Origin of the sequence: Pseudomonas kairouanensis (genome assembly GCF_004682055.1) — a bacterium.
Lineage (GTDB): Bacteria > Pseudomonadota > Gammaproteobacteria > Pseudomonadales > Pseudomonadaceae > Aquipseudomonas > Aquipseudomonas kairouanensis.
Map to the genome: position 1 here is coordinate 16,834 of NZ_QUZU01000018.1, position 14,819 is coordinate 31,652.

Consider the following 14,819-nt stretch of genomic DNA (forward strand, 5'->3'; position numbering starts at 1 on the left):
CTCGCGAAGAACTCAAGGGCACCGCGTTCATTCAGAATGCCCGCGTCATCGTTGACGATCTTCGCGAGCAAGCTCGCTCCTACAGGTACTTTGGCTTACTGCGCCGTGTAGATCTGGTCGAACACGCCACCGTCGTTAAAGAATTTCGGTTGGGCAGTTTTCCAGCCGCCGAAGTCTTTGTCGATAGTCACCAGGTCCAGTTTCGGGAACTGCTGGGCGTATTTGGCGGCCACTTTTGCATCGCGTGGGCGGTAGAAGTTCTTGGCCGCGATCTCCTGGCCAGCCGGGCTGTACAGGTGCTTCAGGTATTCAGTAGCGATTTCGGTGTTGCCCTTTTTCTCGGCGTTCTTGTCGACGACGGCCACTGGCGGCTCGGCCAGGATCGACAAGGACGGCACGACGATATCGAACTTGTCGGCGCCGCCGTCTTCCTTCAGGGCCAGGAAGGCTTCGTTTTCCCAGGCCAGCAACACGTCACCCTGACCGTTGTTGACGAAGGTGATGGTCGAACCGCGAGCGCCGGTGTCCAGCACAGGTACGTGCTTGAACAGCTCTTTCACGTATTCCTGGGCCTTGGCTTCGCTGCCGCCGGCTTTGAGGCCATAGGCCCAGGCGGCGAGGAAGTTCCAGCGGGCACCGCCGGAGGTTTTCGGGTTCGGGGTAATTACCGAAACGTCTTTCTTGATCAGGTCGCCCCAGTCCTTGATGCCTTTAGGGTTGCCCTTGCGCACCAGGAACACGATGGTGGAGGTGTAGGGGGTGCTGGCGTCCGGCAGGCGGGTCTGCCAGTTTTCCGGGAGGGTCTTGCCCAGCTTGGCGATTTCGTCGATGTCACCGGCCAGGGCCAGGGTGACCACGTCGGCGCGCAGGCCGTCGATCACAGCACGGCCTTGCTTGCCCGAACCACCGTGGGATTGCTGGATTTTTACGTTGTCACCCGGGTGGGACTGTTTCCAGAAGTTGGTGAACTCAGCGTTGTAGTCCTGGTACAGCTCACGGGTAGGGTCGTACGAGACGTTGAGCAACTCGTAGTCCTTGGCAACGGCGGAACCTGCAAACACGGCGCTGGCCAGGGCGGCCAGGGCGTAACGGCGAATCGACGACATAGAAGCTCCTGAAAATTCTTGGGTGTTGGCTTTTTCTTATAAGTGCGGGTCTAGCATGCGAATCGCCGTTGCTGCTTACGCCGGTTTGTTGCCCGGGTTCTGCAGACGGAATTTTTCCTTGCGTTCAATCTGTACCACTTGGGCGTTATGCACAGTGATTTCCACCGCGCCAAACCGCAGATCGCGCAATGCGCTCTGGATCTCACGCAAAATGGCTGCTTCGTCCTGGCCGTCGACGCTACGTAGAGATGCGCTCATGGTCTCGCTCCTGAAATGAAATGTGCGTGCCGTGCAGTGGCGGCACTGCGTGTGGCGTGAGGGCGATAGTAGATAAGCGCGGATATTCTTAAAAATACTATTTAAGAATGTTTATATAACCAGAAAGAATTTTCTGGTGGGACGTGGGGTTGCGTGCAGTTTTTTTGCGATGCCGCTGAAATTAAGCCTTGAGAAGATCCAAATGTGGGAGCGGGCTTACTCGCGAAAGCGGTGGGTCAGCCAAAATATATGTGTCTGATACACCGCTTTCGCGAGCAAGCCCGCTCCCACATTTTGACTGCATTTCAAGTTCGGATAGTGGGCGCCCTGTTCCAGTCGATCTCTACCGCCGGCACCGGCCGACCAAACCAATACCCCTGCCCCAGATCGCAGCCGTGGTCCAACAGAAACCGCGCCTGCTCCACCTGCTCGATCCCTTCGGCATGCACCTGCATGCCCATGCTTTTGGCCAGGGCGATCACCACGCGCACGATGGCGGCGTCGTCTTCATCCCACGGCAACCCGGCGACAAAGCCCTGGTCGATCTTGAGCTTCTGCACCGGCAGGCGCTTGAGGCGAAGCAGTGAGGAATAGCCGGTGCCGAAGTCATCGATGGCCAGGCGCAAGCCCAGTTCGCGCAGGCGATGCAGTTGCTCCAGGGCTTCTTCGGGGTCGTCCATCACCGCGCTCTCGGTGACTTCCAACTCAAGGTAGACCGGGTCCAGGCCGGTGTCGTGCAGCACCTGGGCAACCTGCCCGTACAGTTCGCGGCGGGCGAACAGGCGGCTGGACACATTCACCGCAATAAAGCTCAGCGGCGCACCAATGGCCAGCCATCGGCACATCTGGCGGCACGACTGTTCCAGCACCCAGGCGTCGATATCGGCAATCAAGCCTGTGCGTTCGGCAATGGGGATAAATTCACCCGGCGGCACCAGGCCACGCTCCGGATGCTCCCAGCGTACCAGCGCCTCGACGCCCACCAGGCGGCTGGCGCGCAGGTCGTGCACCGGTTGGTAATAGACGCGCAGTTCTTGCTGTTCAAGGGCGCGGCGCAGTTCACTGGCGATTTCCACACGGTTCTGGGCGTGGGCGGTGAGTTCTTCGGTGTACAGGGCGTAGCCTTCGCGCCCGGCGCTTTTGGCCTTGAACAGCGCGGAGTCGGCGTTGCGCAGCAGTTGTTCGGCGCTCAGGGCGTCGCTGGGAAACAGGCTGATGCCAATGCTGGCGCTGATAAACAACTGGTGGCCGTCAAAGATGAACGGCTGCTTCATCGCCTCCAGGATCCGATGGGCCAACGCGGCGGCCTGCACCACCTGTGGACAACTTTCCGCCAATACCGCGAACTCGTCGCCGCCCAGGCGGGCCAGGGTCACGCCGGGGCCGAAGAGGCCTTGGAGCCGTTCGCCGACCACCTTGAGCAACTGGTCGCCGACGTTATGACCAAGGCTGTCATTGATGATCTTGAAGTGGTCCAGGTCCAGCAAAAGCAGGGCGCAGCCACGCTTGTGGGCTTGCGCCGAGGCCAGCGCCTGTTCGGCACGGTCGGTGAACAACAGGCGGTTGGGCAGGTCGGTGAGGGGGTCGTGATGGGCCAGGTGGGCCAGTTCGTGCTCGGAATCCTTGATGGCGCTGATATCAGAAAACACGGCGACGTAATGGCTGAGCAGGCCCTGATCGTCGTGGATCACGCGGATGGTTTGCCACTGTGGATAAATTTCGCCACTTTTGCGCCGATTCCAGATTTCGCCGCTCCATTCGCCCGTACGCTCCAGGCTCTGGAACATCTGCTGGTAAAAATTCGACGAATGGCGTCCCGATTTGAACAGGCTGGGCTGCTGGCCCATCACATCTTCGCGACGGTAGCCCGTAATCTCCATGAAGGCCCGGTTTACATGCACGATCAGGCCCTTGGCGTCAGTGACCAACACACCTTCACGGGTGCAATCGAACACGGCGGCGGCCTGGCGCAGGCGTTCGCGGTTCTCCTTCAAGGGCTGTTGCAGCAGGCTGGCACGGGCAAACCGGGCGCACAGCAGGTAAATGGCCAGGGCGCTGAGGGCCACCCACACGTAGCCGCGCACCTGCAGCCATTGCCCCAACTCGCGCGGCTCATCGAGAAAGTTGATCAATAGGCGGTTGCTCAACTGCAGCCACACGATGGAAACCAGGAGGTATACCAGCCCTGCACGCAGGGCACTTCGGTATGAAAACAGCATATGGTCAGTAATCCTTACCAAAAAAACAGAATCGCCCTACAAAGGCTGCGGATTATAGAATAAGAAACATCCAGTCACTCCTATCTGAAAGGGCGGCTGGTTTTCTGTGCAGGCTTAGTGATAATGCGTGAGCTGTTCTTTTCTTTATCTGAGGGCCATACAGCCTATGTGGTACAACGGTTTTCTTGACCTGTCAGCCTGGCAACTGGTGGCGGTCACTCTGTTGATGACCCATGTGACCATCGTTGGGGTCACTGTCTATCTGCACCGTTATTCAGCCCATCGCTCCCTGGAGCTCAATGCCGGCCTGAAACACTTCTTCCGCTTCTGGCTGTGGCTGACCACGGCGCAGAACACCCGCGAGTGGACCGCCATCCACCGTAAACACCACGCCAAGTGCGAAACCGTCGACGACCCGCACAGCCCGGTTGTCAAAGGCCTGTCCACCGTACTGCGCAAAGGCGCCGAACTGTACCGCGCCGAAGCGGAAAACCCCGAGACCCTGCGCATCTACGGCAAGAACTGCCCGGACGACTGGATCGAGCGCAAAATCTACACCCCCTACCCGCTGCTGGGCGTGGCCATCATGGGGGTGATCGACCTGCTGTTGTTCGGCACCATCGGCATCACCATCTGGGCCATCCAGATGATGTGGATTCCGTTCTGGGCCGCCGGCGTCATCAACGGCCTGGGCCATGCCGTGGGCTATCGCAATTTCGAATGCCGTGACGCGGCGACCAACTTGGTGCCGTGGGGCATCATCGTCGGCGGCGAAGAACTGCACAACAACCACCACACCTACCCGAACTCAGCCAAGCTGTCGGTGAAAAAGTGGGAGTTCGACCTGGGCTGGGCCTGGATCAAGGTGTTCAGCTGGCTGCGCCTGGCCAAGGTGCAGCGCGTGGCGCCTATTGCGCATCGCGTCGAGGGCAAGGGCCACCTGGACATGGACACCGCCATGGCGATCCTCAACAACCGCTTCCAGATCATGGCCCAGTACCGCAAGCTGGTGATCGGCCCGCTGGTCAAGCAGGAGCTGGAAAAAGTCGATCACTCGGTGCGCCACCAGTTCCACCGCGCCAAGCGCCTGTTGTCGCGGGAAACCAGCCTGCTGGATGACCGTCATCACCTGCGCATCCAGAGCATGCTGGAACACAGCCACGCACTGAAAACGATCTACGAGAAGCGCCTGGCGCTGCAACAGATCTGGGTGAAGACCAGTTCCAACGGCCACGACATGCTGGCTGCGATCAAGGAATGGGTACATGAGGCCGAGGCCAGTGGCATCCAGTCGCTACGGGACTTTGCTCATCAATTGAAGACCTATTCGCTGCGCCCTGCAGCAGTCTGACGAGACGGCGGGAGGGGTTGCCCTCCCGCCCACCAGCTTTTTGGCGTCAGTTCTCGGACGCCGTCAATCGGTCCTGTTGACGGAACTTCACTGCAATTCGCCTCTCTCAATGAACACTTCGCCATCATGGTGGCCCCTTGTAGTGTCCGCTGCTCCATCCTGCGGCGCGCCCAGAGAGAGTTGTGCCAATGGCTTCCGAACAGCCCTACTTGACCGACCCCCCTACTGCAGAACATCCACGCCCGACAGCAGCCGCAACCCTGCTGGCGTTGATGCATGCCCAGGGAGAAGTCGAACGGCTCAGCGAGCGCGAACAGCTGCTCAGCTCGCTCTTGGTGAGTGTAAACGCCGTGCTGTGGGCCATCGATTGGGAGACCCGGCGGGTACTTTACGTGAGCCCGGCCTATGAGCGGGTGTTCGGACGGTCCGCCGGTCTGTTGCTGGCCGATCATCGGGAATGGCGCAACAGCATCCACCCCGAAGACCTCGACTATGCCGAACACAGCCTGGCACGCGTGCTGGAACAGGGCACCGTGGAAGACCGCGAGTACCGCATCATCACCGCCGACGGGCAGATCCGCTGGCTGAGCGACAAGTGCTACGTCAACCAGCAGGTGGTGCCCGGCGAGCCAGTGATCGTGGTCGGCATGGCCGAGGACATCACCGAGAAGAAACAGCTGGAGCTTGAACTGCATCGCTTGGCCACCACCGACGTGCTGACCCAGACCAGCAACCGGCGACACTTCTTCGAATGCGCCAACCAAGCCTTCGACACAGCCTGCGTCCAAGGCGCCCCGCTGGCCTTCCTGCTGCTGGACATCGATGACTTCAAGGACGTCAACGACACCTACGGCCACCTGGAAGGCGACCAAGTGCTGCGACGTATTGCCGAGAGCGGTCGCGGCGTATTGCGCCGTGGCGACCTGTTCGGGCGCATTGGTGGCGAAGAATTTGCCGCCGTGCTGCCCGGTTGCGCGCCGGAGATGGCGCTGCAGGTGGCCGAGCGGTTGGGCAACGAGATCCAGCAGTTGAGTTTCAGCTATGACGGCCAGGCCTTCACCGTGACCATCAGCCAGGGCCTGGCGAGCCTGCGCGAAGAAGACTCGACGCTGGACAGCCTGTTCGCCCGCGCCGATGCCGCGATGTACGAGGCCAAGCGCCAGGGCAAGAACCGCGTGGTTGCGGGCTAGAGCCGGTCACGTCCCGCAGGGTCAGCGCATATCCAATGTGGGAGCGGGCTTGCTCGCGAAAGCGGAGGGTCAGTTAGAAGATCTTTGACTGGCAGACCGCATTCGCGAGCAAGCCCGCTCCCACATTTGGATCTCTGCACCTTCCTAGGATTTTCGCACCCGGGAGAGTTCCGACAAGCCCACCCTTAGCAATCGTGCGGTCTTGCCTGCGGCCAACACTTCCAACCCTTCATGCTCAGTAAGCCGCGCCATCTGCGCCGCCAGGTTCACCACCAGCGCATCCCGGGCATACACCCCGCCTTCCAGCGAATAGATCGATGCAATCAATTGGCGCAGTTCCAGCGGTAAACGCCAACGCGCCCGCAGCGCCGAACCGTAGGCGGCGCCAAAGGTGTAAAGCGACTCACCAATGGTTTCTTCATCCAGTTCCCCCCCGCCCTGGCGCCAGTCTTCCAGGCAGCGCAACAGCGCCAAGTCTCCGAGCCGGTGCAAAATACCGGCGCTGTAGCAGCGCTCGTGGTCCAGCTCCAGCATGCGCGCCAAGCGGCGGGCGTAGTCGGCCGTGTCCTGGGACAACTGCCAGTGGCGCTCGGCATAGGCCACCAGCGCCGGGTCGCCCAGCACCACGTTGTGCTTGAGGGAAAGGCCGAGGATCAGGTTCATGCTCTGCCCGGCGGCCAGCTTGTGCAACGCCGCCGGCAGGGTTTGCACCGGGGAGCCGTGGTGGCCGGCGCTGTTGGCAGCGGCGATCAGCACGGCGGTGATTTGCGGGTCCATGCGCACCCGGTCTTCCAGGCCCTTGAGGTCCAGGCCTTTCGGCCCGAGGCTGTGTTGCACCGCAGCTTTCACATCCACCCGCAGCGGCGCACCATCGGAGACTTCGCGGCGGCGTTCCAGGAACACCGGCAAGGTGATGCCGGGCGTCAGCGGCGGCACTTCGCAGTACACGCTCTCGCCCTCGTTGAGCAGCAGGTCTTGCAGACGTTGGGTCAGGCTTTCCATGTTCAGGGGTTTGGTCAGGTACGCCGTAGGCGCCAGGGGCAAGGCTTCACGCACGCTGGCGCTGTCATTGCGGCTGCTCAGCAGAATAAACGGCAGCGCGGGCGAGCGGCGCTGCTGGCGCACGTTACGTAGCAAGCGCAGACCATCGACGCCCGGCAGCTCCCAATCGGCCAGAATCAGGTCGTAGGCCTTCTCTCGCAGTAATGTCGCCGCTTGTTGCCCGTCGGCACACACATCCAGCCGCGCATCGCAGCGCACGTTCAACAACACTTGCTTGAGCAGATCCCGCGACCAAGGGTCCGCTTCGGCTATCAGCACTCGGGGTACAGCCGGTAAATCAACAGCAGTCATCCAGCACGCTCCATCGGCAATGCTTGCACCTTAGACAATGGAGCGGCGTACGTACAATGAACGCGGCCTGAATGTGCGGCGATGGGCACAAAAAAACCCGCCGAAGCGGGTTTTTTCTGTCAATCAAATCAGCGCTCGATTACAACTCGGCGAAGCACTCTTCGATGATCGCCAGGCCTTTGTCCAACTGCTCGTCTGGCGAGGTCAGCGGTACCAGTACGCGCAACACGTTGCCGTAGGTGCCACAGCTCAGCAGGATCAGGCCCTTGTCACGCGCCTTGGCCACCACGGAGGCAACGGCAGCGGCGTTTGGCTTGTGGGTGTCGCCGTCGTCGAACAGCTCGACCGCGATCATTGCGCCCAGGGCACGCACTTCGCCGATCACCGGGTACTTGGCCTGGATGGCCTTCAAACCCGTGACCAGACGCTCGCCAACCGCTTTGCAACGGTCCAGCAGGTGCTCTTCCTCGAACACTTCCATCACCGCCAGGGCCGCCGCGCAAGCGATCGGGCTACCGGCGTAGGTGCCACCCAGGCCACCCGGAGCAATGGCGTCCATGTATTCGGCCTTGCCGCACACACCGGCCAGCGGGAAGCCGCCCGCGATGGATTTGGCGAAGGTGGTCAGGTCGGCAGCAACGCCCATCTGTTCCATGGCAAAGAAGGTACCGGTACGGCCGGCACCGGTTTGCACTTCGTCGGCGATCAGCAGGATGCCGTGCTTGTCGCACAGTTCACGCAGGCGCTTCATGAAGGATTTGGGCGCGACGTAAAAACCGCCTTCGCCCTGCACCGGCTCGATGATGATGGCTGCGATATCACGCGGCTCGGCATCGTTTTTGAAGATACGTTCGATGCTGGCGATGGAGTCGTCATCGCTCACACCGTGCAGTTCGTTCGGGTACAGCGCGCGGAACACGCCGCCTGGCATCAGGCCCATGCCAGCCGAGTACGGCACGACTTTGCCGGTGAGGCCCAGGGTCATCATGGTGCGGCCATGGTAAGCGCCGGTGAAGGCGATCACACCGGCACGGCCTGTGGCGGCGCGGGCGATTTTCACGGCGTTTTCCACCGCTTCCGAACCGGTGGTGACCAGCAGGGTTTTCTTGGCGAAATCGCCCGGGACCTTGGCGTTCACTTTCTCGCACACTTCGACGTATGGCTCGTAGGCCAGTACCTGGAAGCAGGTGTGGGTCAGCTTGTTCAGTTGCTCGGTCACGGCCGCGATGATTTTCGGGTGTACGTGGCCGGTGTTCAGCACGGCGATACCGCCGGCGAAGTCGATGAACTCGCGACCTTCAACGTCGGTTACGGTGGCGTTCTTCGCCGATTCAGCGAAGATCGGGTGAATCTGGCCAACACCGCGCGGTACAGCGGATTCGCGGCGTTTCATCAGGGATGCGTTGGTCTTGCTCATAAAGTCCTCATTCGCCACTCATCGGGTGGCGTGGTCCAAGGCATACGTGGCGGGGAGGAGGCTGCGGCAGCATGCGATGATCGACTGCCACGGCATTCCCGGCCACTACGAATAACGGGTAAAACACGCAAAGGGTCAGCGCTCTCGTGCCCTTTGCGTTTGCTGCAATCTCTTACAGAGCTTAGATGCCCAGGCAGAGGTATTTGATTTCCAGGTAGTCCTCGATCCCGTACTTGGAGCCCTCACGGCCCAGGCCCGAAGCCTTGATGCCGCCGAACGGCGCCACTTCGTTGGAGATCAACCCGGTGTTGACGCCCACCATGCCGTATTCCAGGGCTTCGGCCACACGGAACACACGGCCCAGGTCGCGGGCGTAGAAGTAGGAGGCCAGGCCGAACTCGGTGTCGTTGGACATCGCGATCACTTCGGCTTCGTCTTTGAAACGGAACAGCGGCGCCAGGGGGCCGAAGGTTTCTTCCTTGGCCACGGCCGCGTCTTTCGGCACGTTGGTGAGGATGGTCGGCTCAAAGAAGTTGCCTTCCATGACCTTGCCACCGGCCAGCAGCGTGGCACCTTTTTTCAGGGCGTCGGCGATGTGTTCCTGCACCTTGGCCACGGCTTTTTCGTCGATCAGCGGGCCCGTGGTGGTGCCGTCTTCCAGACCGTTGCCGATCTTCAGCTTGGCCACGGCCACTTTCAGTTTTTCGGCGAAGGCGTCGTACACCGAGTCCTGGATGTACAGGCGGTTGGCGCAGACGCAGGTCTGGCCGTTGTTGCGGTACTTGGAAATGATCGCGCCTTCGACGGCCTTATCCAGGTCGGCGTCGTCGAACACGATGAACGGCGCGTTGCCGCCCAGCTCCAGGGAGACTTTCTTGATGTCCTTGGCGCATTCGGCCATTAGCTGGCGACCGATTTCGGTGGAACCGGTGAAGGACAATTTACGCACGATCGGGTTGCTGGTCAGCTCGCCGCCGATGTCGCCGGCGCTGCCGGTGACCACACTCAACACGCCTTGGGGGATACCGGCGCGGTGCGCCAGCTCAACCAGGGCCAGGGCCGAGAACGGGGTTTGCGACGCGGGCTTGATCACCATGGTGCAACCGGCGGCCAGGGCCGGGCCGGCTTTACGGGTGATCATCGCGGCCGGGAAGTTCCACGGGGTGATGGCGGCAGTCACGCCGATTGGCTGCTTGATCACGATCAGGCGCTTGTCGGGTTGGTGGCCGGGAATCACGTCACCGTAGATGCGCTTGGCTTCTTCGGCGAACCACTCGATAAAGGACGCGGCGTAGACGATTTCGCCCTTGGCTTCGGCCAGCGGCTTGCCTTGTTCCAGGGTCATCAGGCGGCCAAGGTCATCCTGGTTTTCGATCAGCAGCTCGAACCAACGGCGCAGCTTGTTGGCGCGCTCCTTGGCGGTCAGTGCACGCCAGGCCGGCAGGGCCTTGTCGGCAGCTTCGATGGCGCGGCGGGTTTCCGCGGCGCCCATCTTGGGCACGGTGCCGAGGATTTCGCCCGTGGCAGGGTTGTTGACCTTGATGGTTTGACCGTTGTCCGCGTCGACCCAAGCGCCATCGATAAAGGCTTGCTGGCGGAACAACTGGGCATCTTTAAGCTGCATGTCGGCTTTCCTTAACAGCACCGCGCGCACGCGGAGCGAATTAGAGTTGTTGAAAGGCGCCTTGTGGGCTGCCGTCAGGGAAATCAGCCCCAGCGCGCGAAGAAAGGAAAATGGCGCACGGGACACGGAGCGTTTGAAATCTCAAACGAATCCTAGGATCAATGGGGGTACAGGGCAATAGTCTGTTCGAAAAAAAGAACGAAAACGGCGCTTTTGCCAAAACTTTCTGATCAGCGTATTTCGGTCGGGTTCCTCCACCTTGACCAATGACGCCCGAGTTAGGGCCCAGGCGTGCCGATTTCCTACGTTCCAGCGGCCAAAAACCAGCATGGACGCCCAAGGGCGACATGGGTATGATGTCGCCCGCACAAGCATCCGTAGCTCAGCTGGATAGAGTACTGCCCTCCGAAGGCAGGGGTCGTGGGTTCGAATCCCGCCGGGTGCGCCATCTTCTTCCCCTTGTGTCACAAGGGGTTAGCGCTTCTGACAGAAACCTGTCCTAGTCCTGAAAGTCGTTTTTGCCACAAATTTGCCACACTCAAGTGTGGCGGGAATGGTCGAAATGGCAACAATCAGGAATCGTGGCGAGTATCAGTGGGAAGCGCAAATTCGCCGTAAGGGCTATCCAGCCCAGCGCAAAACCTTCGAAACCAAAGCCGACGCCCAAGCCTGGGCACGTATGATCGAAAGCGAAATCGACCGAGGCATCTTCGTCTCTCGGGTCGAGGCTGAACGCACCGCCTTTCATCAGCTCATTGATCGCTACATCTCCGAGATTGCTCCGAAGCACAAAGGTGCGTACTCGGAAATCAAACGACTCGAAGCGCTCAAGCGTCATCCGCTCGCAACACGCATCGTCGCGACCCTCACCTCCTCCGACTTTGCCCGCTATCGTGATGAGCGCTTGAAGATCCGTAAGGGAAACACGGTCAAGCGTGAGCTAGCTTTGTTCCAATGCGTGATCGAGGTCGCCCGGCGCGAGTGGGGTATTCATCTTGCAGAGAACCCAGTGAGGATGGTCAGCCGTCCCAGCTATAACGACGAACGCTCACGACGGCTTGATCCAGTTGAAGAGCAATACATCCTCAGCGCGTTGGAGCTGTGCGAACGTCGTGCGGACGGGACTTATGCTGATGCCTCTCACAATCCCTGGATACGACCCATCGTCCAATTGGCGATTGAAACGGCCATGCGCCGGGGCGAGATTTTTGAGCTGCGCTGGAAGCATGTGAACCTGGATCGGAGAACCGCGCACCTGCCTGCGACCAAAAATGGATTGCCGAGGACGATTCCGCTCTCACCGAACGCCATCCAACTTTTGAGGGGACTACCACGCTCCCTGTGTGGTCGAGTCTTTCCTACCTCCGCTGATGCTCTCAAGAAGGCGTTTGTACGAGGTCTAGAGCGTGCGCGGGCAAAATACTTGGCTGACTGCGAGCAGGCATGTGTGGCGCCGCAGGAGGACTTTCTGCTCGACCTGCGTTTCCACGATCTACGGCATGAAGCTACATGCAGGCTCGCGACCAAGCTGCCGAACCTGATTGAGCTGGCAAGCGTGACAGGGCACCGGGAGGTGAACATGCTGAAGCGGTATTACAACATTACGGCGGAGGAGCTGGCAGCGAAGCTGGCGTGACGCCCCCTCGCCGTGTCAACGAATGCTTTTTGGGAAATTGCACCTAGTTTGACCAAGCGTTTGCATCCTACTTGACCATTTGCTTGCATTCGACTTGACCAGCCCTTTACATCGGATGCACCAGCGCACGGGTACGTGTTGATCGGCAGGAATCGACCCTTTGCGGACATTGACCAGAGGCTACAATACAGCCCCAAGCAACTGCCTGCCCTAATCAAGCGCAGGCTCATGAAAAGGAAGTCAAGCAAATGGATGTACTTTGCACCTCTCTGGACGAAGTCCGCCAAGGGATCGATCAAATCGACCGCAACCTCGTTTCGCTTCTCGCCAAACGGGGCCGGCTTGTGACGCAAGCAGCTGCCTTCAAGAAAACCACCGATGATGTGCGTGCGCCTGCTCGGGTTGAGGAAGTGATAAGGAAGGTTCGAGAAATGGCTGACGAAACTGGTGCCTCGGCTGAGGTCGTGGAGCAGGTCTACCGGGCAATGATTTCGGCCTTCATCACTGAAGAACTCGCCACCCATGCGAAGCTGGCCAACGAACCTTCAGCATCTTGATGAGAACGCGGGGCTCATCCGAAGCCCCGCCGCTTTTCTCCACCCACTACCTTTGACTCAAAGCCGCAATCGAAACACCAGATGCGACAAAGGTGAGGCCAGCGCCCACGTTTAGCCCATTTACCAGCCGCGGCCGCTGGTACAGGTAGCGAGATAACACCGTGGCGAAAATGCCCATCAAGGCAAAACCCAAGGCTGTGAGTACAGCAAACCACACCCCGTAAACCATCATCTGCACGCTGACCGATCCGCGAGCCGGATCGACGAATTGGGGAATGAATGCCAACACGAAAAAGCCTGGTTTCGGGTTGAGCGCAGCCGAAAGCAGACCCGTTAGAAATATGCTGGGCAACGATTGCCGGGACGCCGGCTGAAAGCTGATCAAACTGCGCGCGCGCAAGACCTTGATGCCGAGCCAGAGCAGATAGCCAGCACCAATGAGTTTGATCACCCAGAATGCGACCATCGAGGTTTGCATCAGAAGGGTCAACCCTAACGAAGCGGCCGCGACGTGAAACAGAATGCCCACGCCTGAGGCCATGCCGGATACGGCCGCTGCGACTTTGCCCTGGCTGAGACCACGGCCAATGGCCAGCAGGTTGTCAGGGCCCGGCGCCAATACCAACAGCACGCAGGCAGCAGTGTAGGCAAACCACACATTCATTGGAAACACGGCTCTCTCCTTAAGCCTGATGAAGCATCCATCCTGACGGTGGGGTATGCCAATGGCAAGGAGGAATCTCAGGATTGTTGGCTCTGATGGGTTTGGACCTGCTGAGTTGTCCAAGTCAGCGACAAACGCTATGTCCGCAATGGGTCGATTCCAGCCGGTCAAGACGTACCCGTGCGCTGGTCATATCCGGTGCTGGCCAAGTCGAATGCAAACAGGGGGCAAATCAGCGCAATTACCACTTTTAGGATTCACCGCACTTCAGTACAGATCTGCCTGTAGGTAGCCGCAAGCAAAGCTCCGCCGTCGCGAATACCTTGCAACTCCTCATTTGCGTTGAATCCCCCTTCACGGGGAGATGCTCGTAACTCAGGCGGGACTTTACTGGTTCGCAAACTCGTAACGACGTAATGGTGCAGCGTCACTCTATTAAGAATCCTGGCCTCGTTCTCGGTGAGCATTGGTACAAGCGCGGATGCTCTTTTCTCGTACGCCAACTGCTCATCGATGATCACCTCACGTGGAACCTTTTGATGCTGCTCAAATGTTTCTCCAGCGAGGAGATCACTGATGCTGACCCTGTTGGGATATCCCCTATCGGCACTGAATTCGATTTCAGCCGCTAGTGAAGCCGCCTCGCGCAGTTTGTCGCAATGCATTTCTGCCCCTCTTGCTTTCCTAGCAATCTCAGCCCGACTCACCTCTTCCTCGTTTTTTACGGTCAAAAGAAGGTATGACGAGCACACCGTGCCTATGCCAGTGGCAATCGACATAACGATTGTCAAGAAACATGCGACATGCCAGGGCTTGCTTTCGATTTCCACTTTTAGCTCCTTACTTGGCGACATAATCCACCACCGTCCCTGCAGCGCGGATTCCAACGCATCCGGCCGCCCGAGCTGGCAGTAGGAGTGCATCGACGCAGGTTGGCATTGTTAGTCTGAAGCCCCCGCCGCCGTCAATTTCGTTACGCCACTGCGCGTGCCACTTGTCCACCGGCATCTGGCTGCTCATCAGCGCCGCCCGATTGCAGTAGCGGTCGTTCAGCGACTCGAGCATGTTGTGTCGTTGCGCAGCGTTAACCGCCCAAACCTCAGGCGTAGAGGATCAGCGAGGGATGATGGTCGTGGAATCCTTACTCAGCGAGTGCGGTCCGCTTGAAATCACTAAGCGAAGATCCGGTTAAAAATCTGTCCTACCTGATCGCTTCGCCACAAGCAAAAACTGACCTCTCAGATCAATTGGGAGATAGCCAGATGTCAGTAGATTACGAAACCATCCAAAAAATACAGAAGCTCGGCGACGACGTTCTCGTGGGTGTTGCAGAGGTCGCCGCATTGACCGGGTTCAGCGTACTCACTGTACGCCAGCGCAAACTGCCCGGCCTTGAGCCAGTACATGGGTTATCGAGGCTTAGGTGGAGACTCGGAGACCTCAG

At 59.5% G+C, this 14,819-nt stretch carries 13 protein-coding genes and 1 tRNA gene; 5 read left to right on the forward strand and 9 right to left on the reverse strand.

Annotated elements, in window-relative coordinates; all coding sequences use genetic code 11:
* Window positions 1-95 precede the first annotated feature (95 nt).
* The 3 genes from DYL59_RS15700 to dibA all read right to left on the reverse strand — a co-directional run bounded on the left by DYL59_RS15700 (window position 96) and on the right by dibA (window position 3,583).
* Window positions 96-1,106 carry a sulfate ABC transporter substrate-binding protein gene (locus DYL59_RS15700; protein ID WP_016975030.1) on the reverse strand — a complete coding sequence of 337 codons (1,011 nt, stop codon included), beginning with the start codon at window positions 1,104-1,106 and terminating at the stop codon, window positions 96-98.
* A 75-nt stretch (window positions 1,107-1,181) separates the two neighbouring features.
* Window positions 1,182-1,364: a sulfur starvation response protein OscA gene (gene oscA, locus DYL59_RS15705; protein WP_010565387.1), complete on the reverse strand. Its 183-nt coding sequence runs from the start codon at window positions 1,362-1,364 to the stop codon at window positions 1,182-1,184.
* 305 nt (window positions 1,365-1,669) lie between these two features.
* A complete protein-coding gene (gene dibA / locus DYL59_RS15710; protein ID WP_135290012.1) occupies window positions 1,670-3,583 on the reverse strand; it encodes a phosphodiesterase DibA in 1,914 nt (637 codons plus the stop codon).
* 166 nt (window positions 3,584-3,749) lie between these two features.
* On the opposite strand from dibA, the gene desA reads away from it, so the two are divergent.
* Entirely contained in the window at window positions 3,750-4,934 is a 1,185-nt protein-coding gene (gene desA, locus DYL59_RS15715) for a delta-9 fatty acid desaturase DesA (protein WP_135290013.1), read from the forward strand.
* A gap of 188 nt (window positions 4,935-5,122) precedes the next feature.
* A complete protein-coding gene (locus tag DYL59_RS15720; RefSeq protein WP_135290014.1) occupies window positions 5,123-6,124 on the forward strand; it encodes a sensor domain-containing diguanylate cyclase in 1,002 nt (333 codons plus the stop codon).
* Window positions 6,125-6,268: 144 nt separating this feature from the next.
* On the opposite strand, the gene DYL59_RS15725 is transcribed toward DYL59_RS15720, so the two are convergent.
* The 3 genes from DYL59_RS15725 to gabD form a co-directional block, all read right to left on the reverse strand.
* The gene (locus tag DYL59_RS15725) at window positions 6,269-7,477 is read right to left on the reverse strand and encodes an HDOD domain-containing protein (protein ID WP_135290015.1); all 1,209 of its coding nucleotides are present in this window, start codon (window positions 7,475-7,477) and stop codon (window positions 6,269-6,271) included.
* Window positions 7,478-7,616: 139 nt separating this feature from the next.
* Window positions 7,617-8,894: a 4-aminobutyrate--2-oxoglutarate transaminase gene (gene gabT / locus DYL59_RS15730; protein ID WP_135290016.1), complete on the reverse strand. Its 1,278-nt coding sequence runs from the start codon at window positions 8,892-8,894 to the stop codon at window positions 7,617-7,619.
* Window positions 8,895-9,075: 181 nt separating this feature from the next.
* Window positions 9,076-10,518 (reverse strand): NADP-dependent succinate-semialdehyde dehydrogenase, encoded by a 1,443-nt coding sequence (gene gabD, locus DYL59_RS15735; protein ID WP_135290017.1) that lies wholly within the window; start codon window positions 10,516-10,518, stop codon window positions 9,076-9,078.
* A gap of 371 nt (window positions 10,519-10,889) precedes the next feature.
* Here gabD and DYL59_RS15740 point away from each other — a divergent pair.
* The 3 genes from DYL59_RS15740 to DYL59_RS15750 all read left to right on the forward strand — a co-directional run bounded on the left by DYL59_RS15740 (window position 10,890) and on the right by DYL59_RS15750 (window position 12,711).
* Window positions 10,890-10,966, forward strand: a tRNA-Arg gene (locus DYL59_RS15740).
* A 114-nt stretch (window positions 10,967-11,080) separates the two neighbouring features.
* Window positions 11,081-12,154, forward strand: a complete 1,074-nt coding sequence (locus DYL59_RS15745) for a site-specific integrase (RefSeq protein ID WP_135290018.1) — start codon at window positions 11,081-11,083, stop codon at window positions 12,152-12,154.
* A gap of 248 nt (window positions 12,155-12,402) precedes the next feature.
* Complete coding sequence (locus DYL59_RS15750) at window positions 12,403-12,711, forward strand: chorismate mutase (RefSeq protein WP_135290019.1); 309 nt, start codon at window positions 12,403-12,405, stop codon at window positions 12,709-12,711.
* A gap of 46 nt (window positions 12,712-12,757) precedes the next feature.
* Here the strand turns inward: DYL59_RS15750 and DYL59_RS15755 are convergent, their stop codons facing one another.
* The 3 genes from DYL59_RS15755 to DYL59_RS31885 all read right to left on the reverse strand — a co-directional run bounded on the left by DYL59_RS15755 (window position 12,758) and on the right by DYL59_RS31885 (window position 14,440).
* Entirely contained in the window at window positions 12,758-13,375 is a 618-nt protein-coding gene (locus tag DYL59_RS15755) for a LysE family translocator (protein ID WP_135290078.1), read from the reverse strand.
* Window positions 13,376-13,632: 257 nt separating this feature from the next.
* Entirely contained in the window at window positions 13,633-14,205 is a 573-nt protein-coding gene (locus DYL59_RS15760; RefSeq protein WP_053132851.1) for a hypothetical protein, read from the reverse strand.
* Between the two features lie 10 nt (window positions 14,206-14,215).
* Entirely contained in the window at window positions 14,216-14,440 is a 225-nt protein-coding gene (locus DYL59_RS31885) for a hypothetical protein (RefSeq protein WP_097083288.1), read from the reverse strand.
* Window positions 14,441-14,819 lie beyond the last annotated feature (379 nt).

Bases quoted from the DNA above. Each gene is read 5' to 3' on its own strand.
- gabT (WP_135290016.1), bottom strand. From the start codon at position 8,894: ATGAGCAAGACCAACGCATCCCTGATGAAACGCCGCGAATCCGCTGTA.
- gabD (WP_135290017.1), bottom strand. From the start codon at position 10,518: ATGCAGCTTAAAGATGCCCAGTTGTTCCGCCAGCAAGCCTTTATCGAT.
- DYL59_RS31885 (WP_097083288.1), bottom strand. From the start codon at position 14,440: ATGCTCGAGTCGCTGAACGACCGCTACTGCAATCGGGCGGCGCTGATG.
- DYL59_RS15720 (WP_135290014.1), top strand. From the start codon at position 5,123: ATGGCTTCCGAACAGCCCTACTTGACCGACCCCCCTACTGCAGAACAT.
- DYL59_RS15725 (WP_135290015.1), bottom strand. From the start codon at position 7,477: ATGACTGCTGTTGATTTACCGGCTGTACCCCGAGTGCTGATAGCCGAA.
- dibA (WP_135290012.1), bottom strand. From the start codon at position 3,583: ATGCTGTTTTCATACCGAAGTGCCCTGCGTGCAGGGCTGGTATACCTC.
- oscA (WP_010565387.1), bottom strand. From the start codon at position 1,364: ATGAGCGCATCTCTACGTAGCGTCGACGGCCAGGACGAAGCAGCCATT.
- desA (WP_135290013.1), top strand. From the start codon at position 3,750: ATGTGGTACAACGGTTTTCTTGACCTGTCAGCCTGGCAACTGGTGGCG.
- DYL59_RS15755 (WP_135290078.1), bottom strand. From the start codon at position 13,375: ATGAATGTGTGGTTTGCCTACACTGCTGCCTGCGTGCTGTTGGTATTG.
- DYL59_RS15745 (WP_135290018.1), top strand. From the start codon at position 11,081: ATGGCAACAATCAGGAATCGTGGCGAGTATCAGTGGGAAGCGCAAATT.
- DYL59_RS15700 (WP_016975030.1), bottom strand. From the start codon at position 1,106: ATGTCGTCGATTCGCCGTTACGCCCTGGCCGCCCTGGCCAGCGCCGTG.
- DYL59_RS15750 (WP_135290019.1), top strand. From the start codon at position 12,403: ATGGATGTACTTTGCACCTCTCTGGACGAAGTCCGCCAAGGGATCGAT.